The organism is Leptospira semungkisensis (assembly GCF_004770055.1).
GTDB lineage: Bacteria > Spirochaetota > Leptospiria > Leptospirales > Leptospiraceae > Leptospira_B > Leptospira_B semungkisensis.
This window is the reverse complement of the sequence record NZ_RQEP01000005.1, coordinates 282,647-303,383: the sequence shown is the minus strand read 5'-3', so window position 1 is coordinate 303,383 and position 20,737 is coordinate 282,647. Positions and strand designations below refer to the sequence as shown.

18 protein-coding genes are annotated in these 20,737 nt (G+C 42.1%); 6 read left to right on the top strand and 12 right to left on the bottom strand.

Annotated elements, in window-relative coordinates; all coding sequences use genetic code 11:
• The first annotated feature begins 193 nt into the window (after positions 1-193).
• From EHO59_RS01580 to EHO59_RS01570, 3 genes are all read left to right on the top strand, one after another.
• Positions 194-982, top strand: coding sequence for a tetratricopeptide repeat protein (locus EHO59_RS01580; RefSeq protein ID WP_135584093.1), 789 nt, complete (start codon positions 194-196; stop codon positions 980-982).
• A 17-nt stretch (positions 983-999) separates the two neighbouring features.
• Positions 1,000-1,608, top strand: a complete 609-nt coding sequence (locus tag EHO59_RS01575) for a DUF2062 domain-containing protein (protein ID WP_135584091.1) — start codon at positions 1,000-1,002, stop codon at positions 1,606-1,608.
• 124 nt (positions 1,609-1,732) lie between these two features.
• A complete protein-coding gene (locus tag EHO59_RS01570) occupies positions 1,733-2,680 on the top strand; it encodes a DUF2167 domain-containing protein (protein ID WP_135584089.1) in 948 nt (315 codons plus the stop codon).
• Between the two features lie 4 nt (positions 2,681-2,684).
• Here the strand turns inward: EHO59_RS01570 and EHO59_RS01565 are convergent, their stop codons facing one another.
• Complete coding sequence (locus tag EHO59_RS01565; protein WP_135584086.1) at positions 2,685-3,722, bottom strand: 2-dehydropantoate 2-reductase; 1,038 nt, start codon at positions 3,720-3,722, stop codon at positions 2,685-2,687.
• 119 nt (positions 3,723-3,841) lie between these two features.
• The gene (locus EHO59_RS01560) at positions 3,842-4,765 is read right to left on the bottom strand and encodes an esterase/lipase family protein (protein ID WP_135584084.1); all 924 of its coding nucleotides are present in this window, start codon (positions 4,763-4,765) and stop codon (positions 3,842-3,844) included.
• A gap of 578 nt (positions 4,766-5,343) precedes the next feature.
• Between EHO59_RS01560 and EHO59_RS01555 the strand changes: the two genes are divergently transcribed.
• The gene (locus EHO59_RS01555; RefSeq protein ID WP_135584082.1) at positions 5,344-7,143 is read left to right on the top strand and encodes an N-acyl-D-amino-acid deacylase family protein; all 1,800 of its coding nucleotides are present in this window, start codon (positions 5,344-5,346) and stop codon (positions 7,141-7,143) included.
• A gap of 53 nt (positions 7,144-7,196) precedes the next feature.
• Here the strand turns inward: EHO59_RS01555 and EHO59_RS01550 are convergent, their stop codons facing one another.
• From EHO59_RS01550 to EHO59_RS01535, 4 genes are all read right to left on the bottom strand, one after another.
• Entirely contained in the window at positions 7,197-8,210 is a 1,014-nt protein-coding gene (locus tag EHO59_RS01550) for a zinc-dependent alcohol dehydrogenase family protein (RefSeq protein WP_135584080.1), read from the bottom strand.
• Positions 8,211-8,304: 94 nt separating this feature from the next.
• Entirely contained in the window at positions 8,305-9,552 is a 1,248-nt protein-coding gene (gene ccrA / locus EHO59_RS01545; protein WP_135584078.1) for a crotonyl-CoA carboxylase/reductase, read from the bottom strand.
• A gap of 69 nt (positions 9,553-9,621) precedes the next feature.
• A complete protein-coding gene (locus EHO59_RS01540) occupies positions 9,622-10,215 on the bottom strand; it encodes a TetR/AcrR family transcriptional regulator (RefSeq protein WP_135584076.1) in 594 nt (197 codons plus the stop codon).
• A gap of 130 nt (positions 10,216-10,345) precedes the next feature.
• A complete protein-coding gene (locus tag EHO59_RS01535) occupies positions 10,346-11,008 on the bottom strand; it encodes a hypothetical protein (protein ID WP_246052590.1) in 663 nt (220 codons plus the stop codon).
• Between the two features lie 185 nt (positions 11,009-11,193).
• Between EHO59_RS01535 and EHO59_RS01530 the strand changes: the two genes are divergently transcribed.
• Together EHO59_RS01530 and EHO59_RS01525 are read left to right on the top strand one after the other, a co-directional pair.
• The gene (locus EHO59_RS01530; protein ID WP_135584072.1) at positions 11,194-11,880 is read left to right on the top strand and encodes an OmpA/MotB family protein; all 687 of its coding nucleotides are present in this window, start codon (positions 11,194-11,196) and stop codon (positions 11,878-11,880) included.
• Positions 11,881-12,114: 234 nt separating this feature from the next.
• A complete protein-coding gene (locus EHO59_RS01525) occupies positions 12,115-13,761 on the top strand; it encodes an ATP-binding cassette domain-containing protein (RefSeq protein ID WP_135584071.1) in 1,647 nt (548 codons plus the stop codon).
• Here the strand turns inward: EHO59_RS01525 and rdgB are convergent.
• The 6 genes from rdgB to EHO59_RS01495 form a co-directional block, all read right to left on the bottom strand.
• A complete protein-coding gene (gene rdgB / locus EHO59_RS01520; protein ID WP_135584069.1) occupies positions 13,758-14,345 on the bottom strand; it encodes an RdgB/HAM1 family non-canonical purine NTP pyrophosphatase in 588 nt (195 codons plus the stop codon). The two genes, EHO59_RS01525 and rdgB, sit on opposite strands and share 4 nt — an antisense overlap.
• Complete coding sequence (locus tag EHO59_RS01515) at positions 14,342-14,680, bottom strand: STAS domain-containing protein (protein ID WP_010514772.1); 339 nt, start codon at positions 14,678-14,680, stop codon at positions 14,342-14,344. The genes rdgB and EHO59_RS01515 overlap by 4 nt, the downstream gene beginning before the upstream one ends.
• A gap of 192 nt (positions 14,681-14,872) precedes the next feature.
• Positions 14,873-16,003 (bottom strand): acyltransferase family protein, encoded by a 1,131-nt coding sequence (locus EHO59_RS01510; RefSeq protein ID WP_246052587.1) that lies wholly within the window; start codon positions 16,001-16,003, stop codon positions 14,873-14,875.
• 157 nt (positions 16,004-16,160) lie between these two features.
• Complete coding sequence (locus EHO59_RS01505) at positions 16,161-17,414, bottom strand: DUF1574 domain-containing protein (protein WP_135584065.1); 1,254 nt, start codon at positions 17,412-17,414, stop codon at positions 16,161-16,163.
• Positions 17,404-18,936 carry an MBOAT family O-acyltransferase gene (locus EHO59_RS01500; RefSeq protein ID WP_135584063.1) on the bottom strand — a complete coding sequence of 511 codons (1,533 nt, stop codon included), beginning with the start codon at positions 18,934-18,936 and terminating at the stop codon, positions 17,404-17,406. Before EHO59_RS01500 ends, EHO59_RS01505 begins: the two co-directional genes overlap by 11 nt.
• 99 nt (positions 18,937-19,035) lie before the next feature.
• The gene (locus EHO59_RS01495; protein WP_135584061.1) at positions 19,036-20,538 is read right to left on the bottom strand and encodes a hypothetical protein; all 1,503 of its coding nucleotides are present in this window, start codon (positions 20,536-20,538) and stop codon (positions 19,036-19,038) included.
• Positions 20,539-20,737 lie beyond the last annotated feature (199 nt).

The window sequence follows — 20,737 nt, the reverse complement described above, 5'->3', positions numbered from 1 at the left end:
GAGGCAAAACTTATTCTTGTTTCAGAAAGCTTAAAGAGGATTAGAAGGATAAAAATCGTCTAAAAAAACGCAACTCCAGTGCTTTTTTCGGAAAAATTGGCGTATTTTGCAGGTCTGGAAGTAAAAGCCTGAAATTCCTGTTTGCCAGGCAGGCATTCTTAACCAGGATGAAAAAGTTCCCACGTCAATTAGAATGAGATTTAATCTTCTTACAAATCCAAATGCAATCCTACTAATTCAAGTTACTGGACTTGTTGCCTTCTTCTTCTCTTGCGAGGGAAGTAAGGAAGATCCTTCTATTTTAGAAATTCGAGATCTCTTGGACTCGGGTCATATTTCTGAATCCGTAGAGAAGGCAAAGAGCAAATTACTCAAGACTGGAAAGACAGATCAGATCCATTATCTTAGGGGTTGGATGGCATATCTTCGCAAGGATGATCCTGGTGCGGAGAAGGAATATAAGCTTTGCTTAAAGGAGAATCCTATCTCGATAGATTGTTTGAGAGGGATTGCTCAGATCAGAAATCATCGGAAAGAATATGAAAAGGCTGAGTCTAGTTTTAAGAAGGCTCTCGCAGTTGCCGAAGCATCCAAGGATCGAGAATACACTTCTATGCTCATGACTGATCTCGGAAATCTTTTCTTATCTCAAGATATTAGAAAGGAAGCCTTGGATTGGTATTCTAAATCCATTTCGATCAAAGAAGAAGGTTCAGCTTATTACGGAATGGGTTTGGTCTATCTATTGAATCGAGATAAGGCTTCTTCGATTTCTTATTTGAAGAAGGGAATAGATACCGAGTACAGAGACTTGATCCTCAAAGCAGAAACATATTATCTTCTCGCAAAATTACAAAATGATTTCGAAAAAAATCCTAAGGCCGCAGCTGAATCCGCAAAAAAGGCCTTCGAATTATTTCCTGCTATGGAGAAATACTCCAAGTCTTGGGAACAATATGCGAAAGCAGCCCGTTCTAAATAAGACAGGAACATCTCTTAATGAATTTTCTAAGATCCATCGGCAGAATAATACATAAACAGATCATTCTACCATTCCAAGAATCGCATGCTCCCATTCACGAATTATGTTTAGGCACCACGATCGGATTGATCTGGGCAATGACTCCTCTTGTAGGAGTTCAAATGTATCTGGGATTAGGAACTTGGGTCCTGCTTAGAGTTGTTGGAATTCGATTCTATCTTCCGATCGCAATCGCAATGATCTGGATTACGAATGCGGCGACTGTTCCATTCTTCTATTATCTTTTCTATTGGATCGGAAAGAATATACTCTTCTTATTCAATATTCCTTTCCAAGAAATCAGTTTCGATACTTTGCTTTCCATATCAAATCAATCGGAGTCTATGGATCTCATTTCAGGCTTCTATCATTGGAGTATCTTTCTCTTGGACAAGATGGGACTTCCAATGTTTGTGGGTGGTTTTGCATTCGGGATCCCATTGGGAATCGCCGGATATCCTCTTACATTCAAATTAGTAAATTCTTATAGAGAAAGAAAGGCGCAAGAAGAGGGGATCAGCCTTTCCGAATGGGAATCTAAACACGTTCGAAAAGATATCGGATTGTTCAGCGCGAAACCCAATTGATATAGATCGTATAACAATCGTTCTTTTCAATTTATTTTTTCCAAAGTTCATATTATTGGTTGTCCAGATTTAATTCGAATCAACATAGTACCGCTGCTCGAACTTCAAGCTCGGAGATAAAAATATGATTCGTAGAATTGTAGTCTATTTGGTTGTTGGAATCTTCTTATGGAGCGGTCCTGCATCTGCACAAAAATTTGCAACAGATGAGGACTTAGTAAAATGGATTCACTCCTTAAAGTATGAAACCAATACGGTTCCTCTTGCAGACAAAGAGGGAAAAGTGATCGCCAATATCAAAGTGCCGAAAGGGTACAAGTATCTGAACGCAAAAGATAGCAAGATCGTTTTGGAAGATGTTTGGGGAAATCCACCTAACAGTGAACCTGGATTAGGGATCTTATTTATCGCAACTGACTCTCCTTTGGATCTGGGAAACTATGTCATTACAATCGACTATGTGGAGGAAGGGCATGTGGATGATGAAGACTCTAAAGAAATTAAATACGATGAATTATTATCCCAACTAAAGGACTCCACTAAAGAAGAAAGTGAACAGAGAAAGAAAGATGGATATCCAGGACTGGAATTAGTCGGTTGGGCTTCTTCTCCGTATTATGATTCTACCGCTAAAAAACTGCATTGGGCCAAAGAATATAAATTCGATGGGACTGCTGCGAACACACTCAATTATAATATTCGGATCTTGGGTAGGAAAGGTTATCTATTACTGAACGCTCTCGGAGACATTCCCATACTGAAAAAAGTAGAAAGCGATGTGGGCAAGATTCTGGAAAGTGTGGAATTCACCGAAGGAAACCGTTATGCGGACTACGATTCTAAGGTTGATAGTTTGGCTGCTTACGGAATTGGAGGGTTGATTGCCGGAGGCTTGCTGAAAAAAGCGGGTCTACTTGCACTTATCGGAGGCTTTCTTGTAAAGGGAGCTAAGATCATCATCGTAGCTTTGATTGGTTTATTTTATGCCGTTAAAAAGTTCATCTTCGGAAAAGGAAAATCAGAAGATGCTACAGCATCTAATCCTCCTCCTCCTTCCGATACGGAGAGCTAAGAACTTAAGTAATTCCTAATAGATTGGAAAGCGTTTCCGCATCGTATTTCGATTTTCTGGAATCGCTTTCCGCTTCTCCGATCAATGAAACAATCTTGTGATTGATCGGAGCCTTATGGCCTATCTCGTCCGCTAAACGCAAGATCTCTCCATTCAAATATGCAATCTCAGTTTTACGTCCATAATGTAAGTCTTCCCACATAGATGATCTTGCTTCCGGATCTATCTTTACCATGCTAGAGGCTACGGTAAAAAACAGAAAGTCTGGCAATTTTAAGATCAAGGGAGCTAATTGAGGGATCATCTTTCCTGCTCTTGCGGGTTTGATCCCGGAAAGCTCTAATATCTCCATTCCCTCGGAGATCATTTTAGATAAGATCCTGCGATATCCTCTCTGCGAAAGTTCTTCTCTTAACGGAACGCCAGCAAGAGCGTTCAAGCTATTGTTTAGGTTGATGAGTAATTTTCCCCAAAGAACTCCTTCTATATTCGGATGTTCCATTGCCGCAAGCCCTGCGTTTTTCAAAATACGCACCACTTCTTTTCCGTAGGAGTTTGACTCTACTACGAGCTCACCACTTGTTCCTCGGTGGAATTGACCCTTACCCTTTGCAACTACATTGAACGGAACCATTCCTGCCAGTATCCTTTCCTTCAGTTCTGGCAATGCGGTTGCCAATTCCTTTGCATTCCTTATTCCGTTCTGAAAACTAACTATTACGATTTTTGCAAGTTCTTCAGGAGAGAGAAGGTTACGAATGGATTTTCCTGCATCCAAGGTATCTTTGCTCTTTACTGTGATAAAAAAAAGGTCTGCGTCTCGCGCATCTTTTAGATCGGTAACATAGCGAACTTGGCTCGGAGAGAGAGAAAAGAAATTTCCAGTATAATCACTGATGCCCAAGCCGAATAATTGGCTCTCTTGTTTGCCTCTTTCTCTTCCTACAAAAACTACGGAATGACCTGCTTGGACTAAATGTGCTCCTATAAAAGTTCCGATGCTGCCTGCGCCTAAAATTGCGATCTTAGAGAAAGATGTCATAGGGAAGGATACTGGATCTAAGATCCGAAAATACCAAGTAGAAAATCAAAAACGGAAACGTTGAGAAGGCATAAAAAAAGCCGGGTTTCATCCCGGCTTTTTCTCGGCAAAGAAAGCGATTACTGATTTGCTTTCGCGTTCTGAGCCATTTTAAGGAAGTAACCTTCCACATCATACCAAGGTTTTCCAGAGTTCAATGTGTTAGATGCTTCTAAGTGGTCCACTCCAGTGGTAAGAATACCATAGTCAGGCCCGCCTTTGAAAGTTCCCCACTGAAGGGAAGAATAAGGAACGAGTCCGTCGCAGGTTGCTCCTTGTCCGTTGAACAATCCACCTGCAGCGCAAGCTGGTTGGAGGATTCCCATAAGAGGGTGTTGGATCAGGTCTGGAACAGTGATATAAGATCCATAAGAATAGTATTTAACTGCTGCTACGTTTGGAGTGCGAGTATTGAAAGCTGCAGTTCCGCTGGTAGTCAAGGATCCAAGTGCTCCAAGAGCGTTTTGGTTTCCTCCGCCATATACTAATTGTACCACTACGCCTAAGATCGCATTCACAAAAGGTTTGATCCAATCAGGCAGGACAGTGTTTACGATGTCTGCAATTGGGGATCCTCTGTGTGGAGTGTTTAGGGTGGTCAAAGTGGAAACTTTTGAAGAAAGTCCCAAGTTGGTGATTGCATAGCGGCTATCCAATCCACCTTGAGAGTGGCCAAGGATATGCACCTTGCTGAAGCCATTTGCAGCCATATAAACGAGTACTTTGGAGTTTAATTCAGTACCTCTGGTCTCATTGGATTGAGCAGCAGTCTTGGTAGGAGCGTATACGGTAGCTCCTTGAGACGTAAGGTATGAATCCATACCGCCCCAGTAGTTAACGATACTGATAATTCCGGAAGAATCAGTTCCCCAACCAAAAAGGCCATGGGAAAGGATAATCGGATAAGATCCAGCCAACGGTTTGGACGAAGATCCTCCGCCGGATGCGAACAACGAGCCGCCACAAATAAATAGGAGCAATACTGCTAGTCCTAATTTACGCATTTGAGTTTACCTCTTCACTATTCTCTTATTGTCTATGTTCTCTAAACTGAGATTTCGCTTTGGTCTTATTCGCTTTTTTCTATGTATCGCTCGGTACAGAACCGAGCTTTTGAACTATAATTCCACTCGCCAGACTGTCAACTGAAAACGTTCGAAAAAAACCTTCTTAACATAACGTTTGATATGAAATCATTATTTATTAATAACGTACGTTTATTTAAACCGCTAGATATGACCATGGAATTTCTCTAACCCTCGATTTCGGATCCAATGGGTAACTAACGTGTTTTTGCCTAGGATTTTACTGCCGTTGCCAATGGGAAGATTATGTCTCATTAGAAACCGCCTGCAGAATGCCTTTTGGAGGAGTGGAAAGGATCCAAATTGAATTTGGGAATATGAAACAAATCAAAGCGAAGAAGATCTATATGCTGCGTTAACCTAAGTCGATTTGAACCTATTTGGGTAAACAATTGTTCATCTATATTCAGAAAACTTGAAAAAGATTGACGAGGTCCAATTACGGACTTTGCTAACGATTCTCTTAAAGATAGAATAGAAGAGGAGAATCAACTCAGATGAAATACGACGTACTCATTCGTAATGGCAGGATCTTTGATGGAGAAGGGAATTCTTCCTTTATTGGGGATGTTGCGGTGCTTGATGGAAAGATCACGGAGATCTCTGCATCCATTTCCGGGGAGGCAAAGAAAGTCTATGATGCAAAGGGGCTTTGGGTCACTCCAGGTTTTATCGATTTTCATACTCACTATGATGCGGAAGTGGAGGCTTCTCCAGGTCTGAAAGAATCTGTAATGCACGGCGTGACTACGATCACGATGGGAAGTTGTTCCCTCAGTCTATGCATCGGTTCTTCGGAAGATTTGGCGGATATGTTCAGCCGAGTAGAAGCGATTCCAAGAGAACAGGTCCTTCCTCTATTGCAAAAGAAGAAAGAATGGAATTCGATGAAGGAATATGCGGATCATCTAAACTCTTTGCCATTGGGACCAAATGTATCCACCTTCTTGGGACATTCTGCGATTCGCGCGTACTCTATGGGATTGGAAAGATCTCTTTCTCATAATGTAAGACCGACTGAACAAGAGATGCTACAAATGGAAAAGCTTCTGCAAGAAGCAATCGATTGTGGTTACTTGGGACTTTCTATCAATACTCTTACTTGGGACAAGATGGACGGCACTCGATTCAGAAGTAAGCCTCTTCCTTCTACTTTTGCAAAATGGTCCGAGATCAGTCGTTTGAATCGGATCGTAAGAAAAGAAAATCGGATCTTTCAGGGAGTTCCGAATGTATCCACAAAATATAATGTTCTTCTATTTTTTAAGGAAAGCGTTGGGATCTTTCAGAAGAAGTTAAAGACAACGATCATTTCTCTTATGGATCCAAGATCCAATCGAGGAATTTACAAACTAGTCGCTATTCTCACTCGGATCGTAAATACGATTTTAGGAGGAGATGTTCGATTGCAGGCGGTTCCCGCAGTATTCGATCTATACGCAGATGGAGTAGATGTGGTTGTCTTTGAAGAATTTGGAGCTGGGACTGCTGCAATTCATCTAATGGATCTTGCTGAGCGCAGAAAACTTCTGATGGATAGCGGTTATAGAAAATGGTTCCGTCGTCAATGGACGAATTGGTTCCTTCCTAGAGTTTTTCATAGAGACTTCAATCAATCTAAGATCGTGGAATGCCCTGATCAAAAGCTAGTTGGTAGATCCTTCTCCGAATTAGCGAAAGAGAGAAAGCAACATGTGGTAGATACTTTCTTGGATCTTTGTGCAGAGTTCGGAAATGATATTCGTTGGTACACTGTGATCGGGAATGATCGAAAAGGCCCGCTGAAATATATTGTAAGCCATCCGGATGTTTTGATCGGTTTCTCCGATGCCGGAGCTCATTTGCGGGGAATGGCCCATTACAATTTTCCTCTTCGTTTCTTGAAACTGGTTCGTGATGCAGAATTGGAAGGAAAGCCTTTCCTTTCTTCTGAAAAGGCGGTTTGGAGAGTTACCGGAGAGATTGCAGATTGGTTCGGTTTAGATACAGGAAAACTAAAAGTAGGAGCTCAGGCAGACATCGTTCTTCTGGATCCCAAGGGTCTAAACGATAAGATTGAACAGATCCAAGAATCTCCGATGCAAGAGTTCGGAGGGTTAGTCCGTTTGGTTCGTAGGAACGAAGAAGCGATCCGTGCTGTTCTAATCAACGGCAAGGTCGCCGTTGAGAATGGGATCGTTCTTCCTGAAGTTGGGCAAGAGCCCGGTTTCGGAAGATTTATGGCGTATAAGGAGAAGGATTATTTATATCGTTCTTCTAAAGGAGAGAAGGCAAGACCTACAGTTTCTGTGGCTTGATCTCAGATAAAGTCGGGAGAATGGATTCTCCCGATTGAAAATCGAAGAGTAGTTTAAGGAATACGAACTACAATCTTTCCGAAGTGTTTTCCATCTTTGAGATACTCTAATGCATCTTTGAATTCGGAAAGTTCGTAGACCTTATCTACTACTGGTTTCAGTTTCCATTCTTCTATCGCTTTGTTCATAGCAAGGAAACCTTCTCTGTGACCGACCACTATCCCTTGGACTTTGATCTGGTTCATGACCAAAGGTAGAAGGTTCAAATCCTTGATCGCTCCCGCTAAGATCCCGATGAGATGGATTGTGCCGAATAGTTTTACTGCCTTAATGGATTGCTCCAAGGTTCCGGCTCCTCCGACCTCTACGATATGATCGGCGCCTTCTCCACCGGTGAGCTCTCTGACCTTTTCTCCCCATTCTATTACGTTTCTATAATTAATGAGATGATCCGCGCCCAGATCTCTTCCTCTCTCTAGTTTCTCGTCAGAAGAAGAGGTTAGATACACGGTGGCTCCTACCTTCTTCGCAAATTGCAATGCAAATAGGGAGACTCCTCCGGTTCCTTGTATTACTACGGATTCTCCTTTTTGAAGACGGTTCTCTACGAAAAAAGAAGACCAAGCGGTAAGTCCAGCGCAAGGAAGCGTGGCAGCTTCTTCAAAACTCAAATGAGAAGGCATAGGAACCACTCCGCTTGCAGGAAGGATCGCATATTGTCTAAGAGTTCCATCCAAAGGACCTCCTAATGTAGTCCTCAGTTCTTTTTTGTTTGCGTGACCGTTCAGCCAATAGGGAGCAAAGGTCGCATTGATCTTGTCTCCCGATTTAAATCCGGAAACTCCTTCTCCTACTTCAACTATTTCGCCGGAACCGTCGCTGCATGGAACCATTGGCACTGGGAATTTTGGATTGTACTTTCCTTGCACTACCAAGTAGTCTCGAAAATTCAATGAGGCCGCACGAAAACGGACCAATACTTCTCCTGGTCCAGGTTTTCCCGGATCGGGTAAGTCAGTAAGAGTGAGGTTTTCTTTTCCGAAAGAAGGGAGAAGGATAGCTTTCATAGATTTGGTTTTTGTTAAGAGAGAATTGGGAGAAGGGAGATTGCAAACTAAGAGAGGACCCGAACCTCGGAGGATTCGGATCCTTCTTCTTATCTTATTTCTTGCCTAAGCCAAGCTTATCGGCACCTACTAGGATACTCATGTTTCCTGCAGGGTGTTTGTTTTCTTTCATCAATTGGTGAGCTTGTGCAGTCTCTTCAAACTTGTATGTGTGAGAGAGAGCAGGATCCACCTTCTTGTCGATCACGAGTTGGTTTAGTCCAGCAGCGTTTTCATCGTTTGCGAAGTGAGATCCTTGCAGACGTTTTTGGCGCATCCATAGATATCTTAAGTCAACAGTTGCGTTATAGCCTGTGGTTCCCGCGCAGATCACAACCATTCCTCCGGTTTCGCAAACGAATACGGAAGTTGGGATGGTGGTTTCACCAGGATGTTCGAATACGATCTTAGGATTGTTTCCTTTTCCTGCGATGTCCCAAATTGCTTTTCCGAATTCTCGGGCTTGCTTGGTCCATTCTACAAATACTTCAGGCTTATTGATATCCGAAGTGAGAGCGCCCCAATGTTTGAAGTTGTTTCTGTTGATCACTCCGGCAGCGCCAAGTTTCTTACAGAAGTCGATCTTATCATCGGAAGATACTACAGCGATTGGGATTCCACCTGCTGCTTTTACGATTTGGATCGCCATGGCTCCTAATCCGCCGGCTCCTCCCCAAATCAGTACCACGTCTCCCGGTTTTACATCATTCGGTTTCCAGTGGTGAAGCATTCTGTATGCGGTGGCGCCCACGAGCATGTAAGCGGCAGCTTCTTCCCAAGAAAGATGTTTTGGTTTAGGAAGACATTGGTGGTCTTGCACTTTACAGAATTGAGCAAAAGATCCCCAGTTAGTCTCGTATGCCCAAATCAATTGAGAAGGTGCAAACATAGGATCTTTTCCTTCTTTGACCCAAGGATCTTTCTTGTCCCAGATCCCGCAATGTAGGACGACTTCGTCTCCTACTTTTACGTTCTTAACTTCGGAACCTACTTTGTATACGATCCCGGAAGCATCGGATCCACCGATATGGAACTTTTCCGGTTCGCCTTTCTTATTTCTAGCTCCGATCACATCGACTGGAAAGCCCAGACCGGCCCATACGTTATTATAATTAATTCCCGCTGCCATGACCGCGACGAGTACTTCGTCAGGTGCAATTTCAGGTACGTCGATTTCTTCCGCTTGGATGGATTTGATTGGATCGCCGAAACGCTCTGGTCGGATGACCTGTGCGTGCATTTTCTTAGGGACAACTCCTAATGGGGGAAGTTGACCGATTGGTACGATTTCAGGTGCGCTCATGGGGACCAGAAAACCGAACCGACCGAGGGTTTCGACAAAAAAAAGAGCTAAAAAGGAGTCTCTGAAAGGCTAAGTGAGAAGAATATGATCGATCCTTTCTTCTAAGCCTCGGACCCGATCTTCGAAAAATCGAACGGAAGATATGGAAAGGATCAAACTGTGCAATAAATCCACGAGAAGGGAGAGCTTGAGTTCCGCGTTCTTGGTAGGGCGGTTTCTCTCAACGGCAGCTTCTAACAGTTTTCTGTACTGTGCGCCATAATGATTGGTATATTCTTGGACTAGGTTTTCAGGGGCGGAATAAACTAAGCTGAACGGAAGTTTAGCTCTGTCTGGAAACTGTCTCGCGATGTCCGAAATCGCTTTAAATACGGAGACAACTTCTTCTCTAAGTCCTTGGTCTCTGATGATTCTGCTTCGGATATCGTTCAAGATCATGAGGTGGGTGGCGACCAGGGCTTTTCGGAAAAGATTCTCTTTGGAATGAAAGTGATGGTAAATACTGGGCTGTTCGAGACCGCATTCACGGCTGATCTCGCGGAGAGAGGTGCCGTGAAATCCCTTTCTCGCGAAAGCGATGGCTGCCCCTTCTAAAATTCTTTCTCTAGAATTCCTAAAGACTCCGTTTGTGGGGTAGATTGGGCTACCGTCCTTCTTTTTCAACGATCCGACCTCTATGCGAAGTTATAACTAACGCCTGAATTTCGCAATTCATTAACGTATCCTTAGGGACGAGTGGAACAGTCAGAGTCGTACATTCTTTTCCCAAGCAGCTGGGACGAATTGAGAAAAATCAAAATTCCTTTTTAAAGACTTCGAAGTAGTTGTTCAGTTCGCTCGTGCCGGGGATCCTTCCTTCCGATCCAGGATGCTTTTTGCCGGATGAAGCTGGTTGATTCAGGTTTTGATCCTTCTCTTCTCTACCGAAGGCGGCTGCAGGAGTATAGATCTGGCTTCCGAATAAAAGTTCGAAGTGAGCTACGTTAGTCTCCGATTCATCCAATCGGATCTCTACTAAGAAATGATTCTCTCCGAAGCGCGCTTCCCACTCATAGATAAAGGTTGGTTCGACATATCCTGTGAACAGAGGAGAAAGTTTTCTGTCTTCGTTGTCGGATAGAAAGATCTGTATCATTACGGATTGGTCCGGGATCTCGTGAGCGAGTCCCACTCCTAATTTGCGGACGATCTTTCTATCTCTTCCTTCGGGGAATTGTAATTTGAATAAGACTGTGTTGCCCTTGAACACTGATCCTGTGAATTGTGATTTTCTGTCGAAGGCATAGCCTCTGTCTTTCAAAGAGACTCGAACTTCTTCCACCAATTTCTTTAATGGGGGAGCTCCTCCTGAGACAGACTCTTTCGGTCCTACTGGAGTTCCAGCGGGAGTTGTCTGTGCGTTTAGAGGAAGATACAGGAAGAGCGAGAATATTAAAAAATAGGGAAAGAATCTCACTCTTAAAAGTTCTAACAGATCAGGGCACATATTTAACTAACAGACTAACTCTAGTCGGGCATTCCTGCCAGATTTTTTCCGAATTAAATTCGAAATTCGTAAGAATATCTTAGGAAAAACGGAAAAAAATCGATAGTTATATTGTGCTTATCTCAGTTTTAAGAAAAAGCCTTCCGGAGGAAACGATGAAATCTCGAATCCGTCCTCTTCTTCTGTCCAGTTTCGCTTTGATCCTTTTATCAAATTGCGTTACTAAGTCCAGCTATGACGCCTTACAGGCCGAATACGATCGTAAGGCCAAAGACATGGCTGCCATGGAAAAAGATAAACTCGCTTTGATGAGATCCGTGGACGATATGAAACGCATCCAAGAAGAAACAAACAGAAGGGTAGAAGAATACAGAAATCTTCTCTCCAGTTTCAAGAGCATGATCGATTCAGGAAAGCTGAAGATCAAGATCGTCGATGGAAGAATGGTTGTGGTTCTTTCTTCTGATATTTTATTTCCTCCCGGCTTAGCGAATCTATCTCCGAAAGGAATAGACGCAATCAAGGAAGTCACAGGAATCCTGGCTTCTCTTCCTGGCAGAAGATTTCAGGTAGAAGGTCATACGGATGATGTTCCTACTGGTGTGAAAGGATATTCGAATTGGGAGCTTGCTTCCGCTCGTGCATTGACCGTTCTTCATACCATGGTAAAATCTGGAATGCCTGAGGAAAGGATCAGCGCAGCTTCTATGGGAGCTTCGAAACCTTCCGTTCCGAATACTACTCCGGAAAATAAGGCGGCGAACCGAAGGATCGAGATCGTAATCGTTCCGGATCTATCCAATCTGCCTGGTATAGAAGAATTGAGAAAAATGAGTGAATGATCTCTTGAGGAATTTCAAGAAATCTTTATATACTCTTTTTCTCTTCTAAATTTCTTTCTTTATATAGTCGTTTGATTACGACCTCAATACAGCTTGGGACGATGATCTCGTCCCTTCTGCCCGAGTTCATTGCTCTTAGTTTTGCTTGGCAAATCCGAGTAGTTTGAGGAATTTGGTCTTATCCCCTCTTCTTTAGGAAAATCCCTTCTTATTTTAGGTGTTTAGGCAGGTTGTATGATTAGCGTTTCGGGTCTCTCCCTGAATTTCGGCAAGAAAATTCTCTTCGAAAACGTTACGGTCAAGTTCAAAGAGAATTGCCGCTACGGTCTGATCGGAGCTAACGGTTCCGGTAAATCTACCTTTATGAAAATCCTTGCCAGCATGGAACAAGCCGCTGCGGGTTCTGTTGCTATCGACGTCGGGGTCAAAGTGGGTTACTTAAAACAGGACCACTACGAATACGAGAACGAAACTGTAATCAATACAGTGATGATGGGGAACAAGGAACTTTGGGAGATCGCCAAAGAAAGAGATGAGATCTATTCCAAACCTGAGATGTCCGACGAGGACGGGATCCGAGTCTCCGAGTTAGAAGAAGCATTCGGAGAAATGGGCGGTTACGAAGCGGAGAGTACCGCAGGCGAATTGTTAGAAGGTCTTGGGATTCCTACAAATATCCACAGCCAAACTCTTTCTTTCTTAACCGGTGGTTTTAAACTACGAGTTTTACTTGCTCAAGTTCTATTCCAAAAACCGGATGTTCTTCTTTTAGATGAGCCTACCAACCACTTGGATATCAAGACTATCCATTGGTTAGAATCCTTTCTTTTAAATTATAAAGGCGTTGTCATTGTAATCTCCCACGACCGTCACTTTATCAACTCGATCGCGACCCATATCTGCGACTTGGATTATCAGTCCATGTCTGTTTATCCTGGAAACTACGACGAGTACATGGAAGCTTCTCAAGCCGCTAGAGAAAGAGCGCAGGCTGATAATAAGAGATCAAAAGAGAAGATCGCAGAACTTCAGGAGTTCGTCAGCAGGTTCAGTGCCAACGCTGCAAAATCCAAGCAGGCAACTTCCCGTCAAAAAATGATCGAGAAGATCAAAGACAATATGACCGAGATCAGGCCTTCTTCTCGCCAGTTTCCTTATATCATTTTCAAGATGAAACGTCCTTTAGGAAAGGATGTGATCATCGCGGACAATATCTCTAAGTCTTATGACGATAGATCGATCTTTAAGGATTTCACGATCAATATCACCAAAGGAGAGAAGATCGGGATCATCGGTACTAACGGTGTGGGAAAAACTACTCTCTTAAAAACCTTAATGAAACAGATCGATCCGGACGGAGGAGCTGTTGCTTTCGGAGACTCGGTAGAGAGTTGCGTTTTTCCTCAGGATCACAGAGAAGGGATCGGTGAGGATGCAGATTCCATTATAGAATGGTTATATAGGTTCGCGCCTGCCGGTACAGAGATGGAAGAGATCCGTGCGATCTTAGGCCGTATGTTATTCAGTGGAGATATGGCGAAGAAACCTACTCAGGTGCTTTCGGGAGGAGAGAAGTCCCGAATTATACTCGGAAAGATGATCCTTACTCAGGACAATCTTTTGGCATTGGATGAACCAACCAACCACTTGGATTTGGAATCAATCGAGTCTTTAAACTACGCTCTCACCAAATTTGAAGGAACTATATTATTTGTTTCTCATGACCGCGAGTTCATAAGTTCGATCGCTACTCGGATCTTAGAAGTTACCACGGAAGGAATTCGTGATTTCAAAGGAACTTACGAAGAATTCTTAGAGAGAGAAGGACAAGAATTCTACAAACGACTTGCCGGCGGTCCTGTTCTAACCGAGGCGAATTAAGAATACTGTTTTAAGTGTTTTACTAAGCCGTCTAACGCGTGCTTTCTGTGAGACACTGAGTTCTTTCTTTCATCAGAGACTTGAGAGAAATGAGCGGAGAATGGCGGGTAATAAAAGATGGGATCGTATCCGAATCCATTCCCGCTAGTTTCGTATTCTTCGGAGATGAGGCCGTGACACTCTCCTTCGAAAGTATATTCTCCTTCGGGAGTGACTAAGGCGATCACGCAAACATACTTTGCGTTTCTATCCTTCTTTCCTTGCATTTTGTTAAGAAGAAGGCGGGCTCTTCCCTCGTCGTCTAAACCTTCTCCTCCGAATCTTGCCGAATAAACACCTGGCTCTCCGCCCAAGGCATCTACGCAAATTCCGGAATCATCCGCAAGAGAAGGTAGCTTGGAGATAGAATATAAGTCTCTGGCTTTTAAGAGAGCGTTTGCTTGGAAGGTGGTTCCGGTTTCTTCTGGCCCGAAATCTATCCCTAGTTCCTTTGGAGTGGATAAGGAAAACCCCAAAGGATCCAGGATGGCTCGGATTTCGCGAACTTTATGGGAATTGTTAGAGGCAATAACTAGGGATTTCAATTTCCCAGTTTGAACTCGTCGAAAGCATCTTCGATGGTAGGAAGTACTTTGAATACTTTATCCAACATCGTGATCTCGAAAAGTTGGAGAAGATCATCGTCGTTGACTACGATGATAATATCTCCCTCTGCGGAGTTAAACTTCTTCTTATAAGAAACAAGGATACCCAAGGCAGTTGAGCAGATATGGCTCACCTCGGTAAGATCGATAATGATCTTAGGGGAAGGTTCGAAATTATGATCGCTTAAGTTGCGATCCAATTCTTCGCTATCGGATTGGAGGATGGACCCCGAAATTTTGATGATATGAATATCGCCTTGAACCGTTATTTCCATGTGGGTAACGAACCTTGTTTGCATATTCGATTTTTTAATAGCAAGCAAAAAACGGCTTTTTCGGAAGATATGGTGAGATCTTTCCGATAAATTTCCCGAAAAACCACTCTAAGAGTATTTTTCGGGAACAAATTCGGAAAAAAAGGATTTATGTCCCTCTAATATATTCCGCTAACCGTTCACTTCCTGAATTTAGGAAGTGGCTTTGTTCAATTCTTCTCTGAATACTTGAGAGGTTACTTTTGCTTTGTATCTAGAGATCATCTTGTCCTTGATGATAGTAAAAGGCCTTTCTGTTAACAGATAGTAAAAATAAGCGCAGAAGAATACGAAGAGTCCGACAGGCACTGCGTATAGTATGAATTCATGTTGTTCTAATTTTTTATCCATGAACAAAAGCTTTCTGGAAATAGGGACCATCGCCACTACATGGATCAAATAAGCGCAGTACGATAGTTTTGCGAATGGAAAGAATATCCTCCAAGAGAGAAATTTTCCGATCGGGTCGTCCTTTCGCATGGCGAATATGAAGACTAAGATCCAAAGCAATGCAAAGCTAGGGAATCGAATGATTTGATGGATGCCCGCTTTGAATTCATCCGCAAAAATCGTATAGATGAATATGGTGATTAAAGTAAGGGCATGGATAACTGTCCCTAATCTTCCGGAATTAAAGAACCATTCTAACCAATGTTTGCGAAAGCTGAATATATAAGCGAAGACGATCCCATACAAAATCGAATCGATATGACCATGAAATGGATAATAAAAATTATTATTATACAGAGTTACAGTTTCTACACCGGTAGTCTTGAAAAGGACAGTATAAGCAAAAATCGTTCTGTAAATCAGAGGCAATAAGGTGATTGCCACTAAGGATCCCAATCTGAATCTCTCGGGGATCTTACGGAATACGGTTAACAGAAAGATCGGATATATGATATAAAATTGTTCCTCGAGAGAGAGGGACCATCCGTGGAAAATAGTTCCTTTTGCATAATCAGAAACGTATAATATATCATACCAGATTCTGTGAGATGCTGCTCTGAATTGCTCTGCCAGTTCGGGAGGAGAATTCTTGATCAGGCTAGGGATAAAGATAAAATACTGTAATATGATAAAGAAATAGTACGGAGGAAATATTCTTAAGAATCTCTTAATATAGAAGAATTTCCAGTTAATCGTTCCCTTTTTGTCGATCTCTGCAAATAAGGGAGTCGCGATTAAGAAGCCGCTTAAGCTGAAAAACATATCTAAACATATCGAGCCGTTGTTTAGGAAGTTTTGCATGTACGGGTTCATGTCGGGTATCAAAGTTTTCATCGACCGATACATATGTCCGTAAATCAACATGAAGAAGCATAAGGTCCTGAGCCCATTAAAAGGCGCTATTTCCTTATCGTCGGCTCGGAATATTCCTAGAAAATACTCTTTCATTTACTCATCCTTAGCGTTAGATCTTATTCAAAGATCGAAGAACTTATCTTTGTATTTTTTCGTTCAGGAAACGATCCACTTGAGGGAGAACAATATCTTTAAACTCTTGATTCAGCTTTGCCTCGCCTCTGCAATCTAGATGAATTAGATCTACAAATAGCTCTTTAGAGTATTTGTAGCTGGGAAAATCAAAAAAGCCCACTTCAGGTTTTGTCTTTAAGACATCGAGCAATTCCGTTCTGACTTTTCGAGCAAATGGTTTGCTTTCGATCTCCGAAATTCCAGGCATATAAAGGAATCCGAATTTGATCCCGTTTTGTTCGCAATATTCGATCAGATCGATCAAAGGAGTAAAATCCGTTTGAAAGTTATCTACTGAACGTCCGGCTTCTTGGGTTTTTAATTTAACGTATTCCTTTCCTTGAAAAGCCATCAACGGATTCATTCGGTTGGAAATATTATACTTACCATGATAAGTATCTAACCAAGCTTTGATCCTAAGATTATCTTCTAATTGAGAAGAAGAAGGAGCGCAGAGCCCTGCATCCACCGCATCGCATGAAGAACATTGAGCGACCCATTCGGTCTCGTTGCCGGCGGACTTCCAATTGGAGGACGTCATCGCATTCTTTACTGCTCGGCGGTATTTATAAGTTTCGTAAAGAAGTGGGGCTGCTTTAGAAACAATGAATATGTTTTCGATCCCATCGAACTGATTGTATAATTCAAAAAAGGAAAATTGATGCAGATATCTTTGGCCGAAAAATTCCCAAAGAAAAGTATCACCCGTAGTCGCATCTGCCTTATTCTCTCCTTCGTCCACCTTAAAGAACCCGTTTGTAAGTCCTTCATGCCAACGTCTGATTGAATACTGCAGGAATGTTTCGTTCTTTTGCGCTCTTCCACCGGCAGGATCATAGAGTGGAAATCCATAGCCTTCTGAGTATAATGGCTGGCTTCCCGCGAACAAAAGTAATTTAGGCTTCTGATTTCCGTAGTATAGATATTTTTGTAGAAAGTAACGATAGTATCTTGGACCCATTCCAGGAAGACTATGATTGTAGACTGAAAATTCGTGGCCTTCTCCTTTTACAAGTCCCTCTAAGCTCATGCTTCTGGAATCACCTAAGATTATGACATCCGCGGTTCCCTTTCCGGATTCAAGGGTTTCTCTCTTATAATTTACGAAGAACGGTTCCGGTTCTTCCATATAATAGGCGGGAAAAACTCGAATAACAATTTCTAATATTATAAAAAAGGAAATTGCTATGAGGATCCCATAAAACTTAGAAAGCAAAGTAAATCACCTCTTTACCGAAGATCCCTTTCAGAATGACCATGCCGAAAAGAAAGATAAAGGCTAAGGATTGCAGCCATTTATTTGTCTTAAAGATGAAATACCGATCGTTTCGGGTATAGATAAAGAAATCTATGATCAAGAGAGGAAGGACGACCTTAAATATTTCCCAAAAGTAATGTCCGAAAGAAAGCATTCCATTGACCGGACCTGAAATATCCCAGAAAGAAAAGATCTGAGAATAAAGAAGGAGCATATGCGATACATCGTATGCTCTAAAGGCCACAGCACTCAAACCGAATAGGAAGAATGTAAGAACCCTGCTGCCTATTGCAAATGCGATGGATTTCCATTTTGTATTGGATAGAGAGCTTAAATGATCGGATGCATACCAAACGATTAACAAATAAATTACTGTATAAAATCCGTTTAAGAGTCCCCAAGTGACAAAGGTCCAGTTGGCCCCGTGCCAAAGCCCGGATAGACCGAAAACGAGTAATACGTTTCTGATTTGAGCGAGTTTGCCTACCTTACTTCCGCCTAAAGGAAAATAAACATAGCTTCTGAACCAACGGTTCAAAGTGACATGCCATCTCGTCCAAAGTTCAACAGGATTAGCAGAGTATTCTGGAGTATCGAAGTTTATCGTTAGGTTCACACCCATCAGTCTCGAGATCCCGACAGCGATGAAAGAATAACCTGCGAAATCGCAATATACTTGAATAATGAAGCCTAACGTAGCAGCTAAAACTTGGCCGCCTCCCATTCGAGTGGCGTAATCCAGATGCGCTAGATATGTTTCCTTATTGGTGAAGAAGACTTGGTCAACGATCGGTCCAAGATTATCTGCAATGTATACTTTCAGGAAGTAGCCTAAAAGAATATCCCAAAGACCTTCCATTACCCCGTTTGCATCCGGAAATTTAGGTTTTTTTAATTGAGGAAGAAGGTCGCCTGCTCTTTCGATCGGGCCCGCAACTAATTGTGGAAAATACGTTACGAATAATGCGAAGTCAAAGAAATCCTTTTCGGGCTTAAGATCTCCTTTGTACACGTCAATGGTGTATGACATGGTTTGGAAGGTATAAAAACTGATCCCGACAGGTAGAATAATGGATTTTAATAGAAAGCTTCCACTTTCTCCGAGAGGAGCTCCTCCTAATTGAACAGCAATCGAATTCCATTGAGAAAGAAAACTTCCCGCAAAGAAATTGAAATATTTCATAGTAAATAGGATGCCTAGGTTCGAGAGGATTGAGAACCAAAGGAATATCAATCTGCTTCGTTTAGTTTGGCTTCTTCCGATTCCTATAGCAGCGAAATAATCGACTAACGTGCTCACTACGATTAGGGTTAGAAAGATCCAATCCCACCAGCCGTAAAAGAAGTAAGAGGCAGCGAGTAACCAAAGATTCTGGCCTCTCAATGCCCAAGGATGATTTTTTGCTTTGAATGCGAATGCTAAGAAAACAGCATAAACGACTATAAAAAATAAGAGAAATACGAAAGCGTTAAAAAGCATCGTTTAAAACCCGACTCATCGACAATTTTATGGAATGAGGGAGTGGGTCAACAAAATTCAAAGAATAAGGAATGGCTTTAACAGGCTCATTATATTCTTTCATTTAGCCATCCTGAGGGATGTTGATCGATAAACAAAGGAATCCTTACTGATCGTTTGAAAGGTTTCACTTTCAATATCAGGAGTTTCTAATGTAAGTGTAATTGCAGGCTCTGCATCGGAACATCTGAAAGAGTCTCTTACAAGAAAATGCCATTCTTCATTTAGGCAAGCCTTGTATCCTCCTCTTGCAAGTTTAAGAACGATACCAACGCCGATATCGCCTTGTTTGAAATCCTTCTCGTTGGATTTCCAAAGGATCCTGTATGTATTTTCCTTTTGAGGAGAGATCGCTTCTACTAACTTGTCTACTCGATCGTCGTATTTGAATTCAGAATTCTTTCCATAAAGAGCGAAGCAGAGAAAGGATAGAATTGCGAAATACCAGTAAAAGGATCTATCATCCGGGAATTCTATCTTAGATAAGAAAACCTTTATATTTAAATAAATGAGAAGAGAAGCAATTATATACGTAAACCAGTATATATGCGAGATCTGTCCTCCCTTCATTTTGAATCCGCCAAGAAGGGTAAGACCGAAGGCCCAAAATAGAACGGTCAACAATCTCTTATCGAAATCCTGAAGTCCATTTTTTGCGAATTGAGGGATGCCGAACAATAAGCCTACAACTAAAAGAGCAGGAATTTCTTTTAGGAACGCAAAGGAAGCAGTGTAATAAGAAAGAACGTAAGATAAGGTGGGCCCAATCTTATGGAAGGTGGAATTCTTTAGAGCCAAAGTTAAAACTTTCGTAATGTTTCCGGGAGAATGAGAGAATTCTTCCAATAGAGGAGGGAGCCAGCATAAGATTGTGAATACGATGGAGCTTAAGACGATGATCAGAAATTCTCTACTCTTGTATTCCGCAAATCCATAGCTTTTATAAAAATAGAATATACTAATTGCTAATAGAGGAAATACGAATGAGATCCCTACGATTTGATTTTGCACGATCAGGTTTGCAGCAACAGTGAGCCAGAAAAAATTTCGAATCGATCCGCCCGTAAAATCGGCAAGAGCAATCAAGAATAGTAAAGTAGGAAGGATGATCACTCCTGGACCCCAGATATTAGAGAAGATCCCAGGCAGAAGTGGATTCAATCCGATCAAAAGAGAGATAAGTAGAAAAACGGAGGAACGATTGTCTTCTGTTCTACTGTATAAGATCTTAAGGCTTATGATCAGAAGAGCTAGATTATAAAGAACGATCGCAATGGAATGAGCTCCATGAGGAGACTTTACGAAGAAGAAGATCTTCTCCATCCATGAAAGATAATAAAAGACGATCGGCCCAGGATGATTTACTATGAAACGAGAATAAGCGCCTAAGGTCTCTTGGAACTCTCCCGCCTTTAGGATCTGCAATGCGTTGGCGGCATAATCTCCGATCTCTTGGTAAGGCTGAGTGAAGAATGCAGAATTAGCCGCTAAGTAACCCAGCATGGAGAAAACGGGAATAAATAGAATGGAAAGAGGTAGTTTCTTGTCTGGAAAGGCTTGCATGAATGAGGAAGAATGAAGGTCTAATATTTTCCAATAAAGATCTGCCAGTTAACTCCTTGGTCAAGTAGATTCTTCTTTAGAACACGCTTTAAGCATAGTCGGATCGTTTTTAGATGAAAATCGTAAGATTAACTCTCTTCTTACCCAAGGAACTTTTTTTGGAAATAAATTCCGCTTGCTCCAAGCCAGATATTTCCTC

Bases quoted from the DNA above. Each gene is read 5' to 3' on its own strand.
- EHO59_RS01580 (WP_135584093.1), top strand. From the start codon at position 194: ATGAGATTTAATCTTCTTACAAATCCAAATGCAATCCTACTAATTCAA.
- EHO59_RS01575 (WP_135584091.1), top strand. From the start codon at position 1,000: ATGAATTTTCTAAGATCCATCGGCAGAATAATACATAAACAGATCATT.
- EHO59_RS01570 (WP_135584089.1), top strand. From the start codon at position 1,733: ATGATTCGTAGAATTGTAGTCTATTTGGTTGTTGGAATCTTCTTATGG.
- EHO59_RS01565 (WP_135584086.1), bottom strand. From the start codon at position 3,722: ATGACATCTTTCTCTAAGATCGCAATTTTAGGCGCAGGCAGCATCGGA.
- EHO59_RS01560 (WP_135584084.1), bottom strand. From the start codon at position 4,765: ATGCGTAAATTAGGACTAGCAGTATTGCTCCTATTTATTTGTGGCGGC.
- EHO59_RS01555 (WP_135584082.1), top strand. From the start codon at position 5,344: ATGAAATACGACGTACTCATTCGTAATGGCAGGATCTTTGATGGAGAA.
- EHO59_RS01550 (WP_135584080.1), bottom strand. From the start codon at position 8,210: ATGAAAGCTATCCTTCTCCCTTCTTTCGGAAAAGAAAACCTCACTCTT.
- ccrA (WP_135584078.1), bottom strand. From the start codon at position 9,552: ATGAGCGCACCTGAAATCGTACCAATCGGTCAACTTCCCCCATTAGGA.
- EHO59_RS01530 (WP_135584072.1), top strand. From the start codon at position 11,194: ATGAAATCTCGAATCCGTCCTCTTCTTCTGTCCAGTTTCGCTTTGATC.
- EHO59_RS01525 (WP_135584071.1), top strand. From the start codon at position 12,115: ATGATTAGCGTTTCGGGTCTCTCCCTGAATTTCGGCAAGAAAATTCTC.
- EHO59_RS01515 (WP_010514772.1), bottom strand. From the start codon at position 14,680: ATGGAAATAACGGTTCAAGGCGATATTCATATCATCAAAATTTCGGGG.
- EHO59_RS01510 (WP_246052587.1), bottom strand. From the start codon at position 16,003: ATGAAAACTTTGATACCCGACATGAACCCGTACATGCAAAACTTCCTA.
- EHO59_RS01500 (WP_135584063.1), bottom strand. From the start codon at position 18,936: ATGCTTTTTAACGCTTTCGTATTTCTCTTATTTTTTATAGTCGTTTAT.
- EHO59_RS01495 (WP_135584061.1), bottom strand. From the start codon at position 20,538: ATGCAAGCCTTTCCAGACAAGAAACTACCTCTTTCCATTCTATTTATT.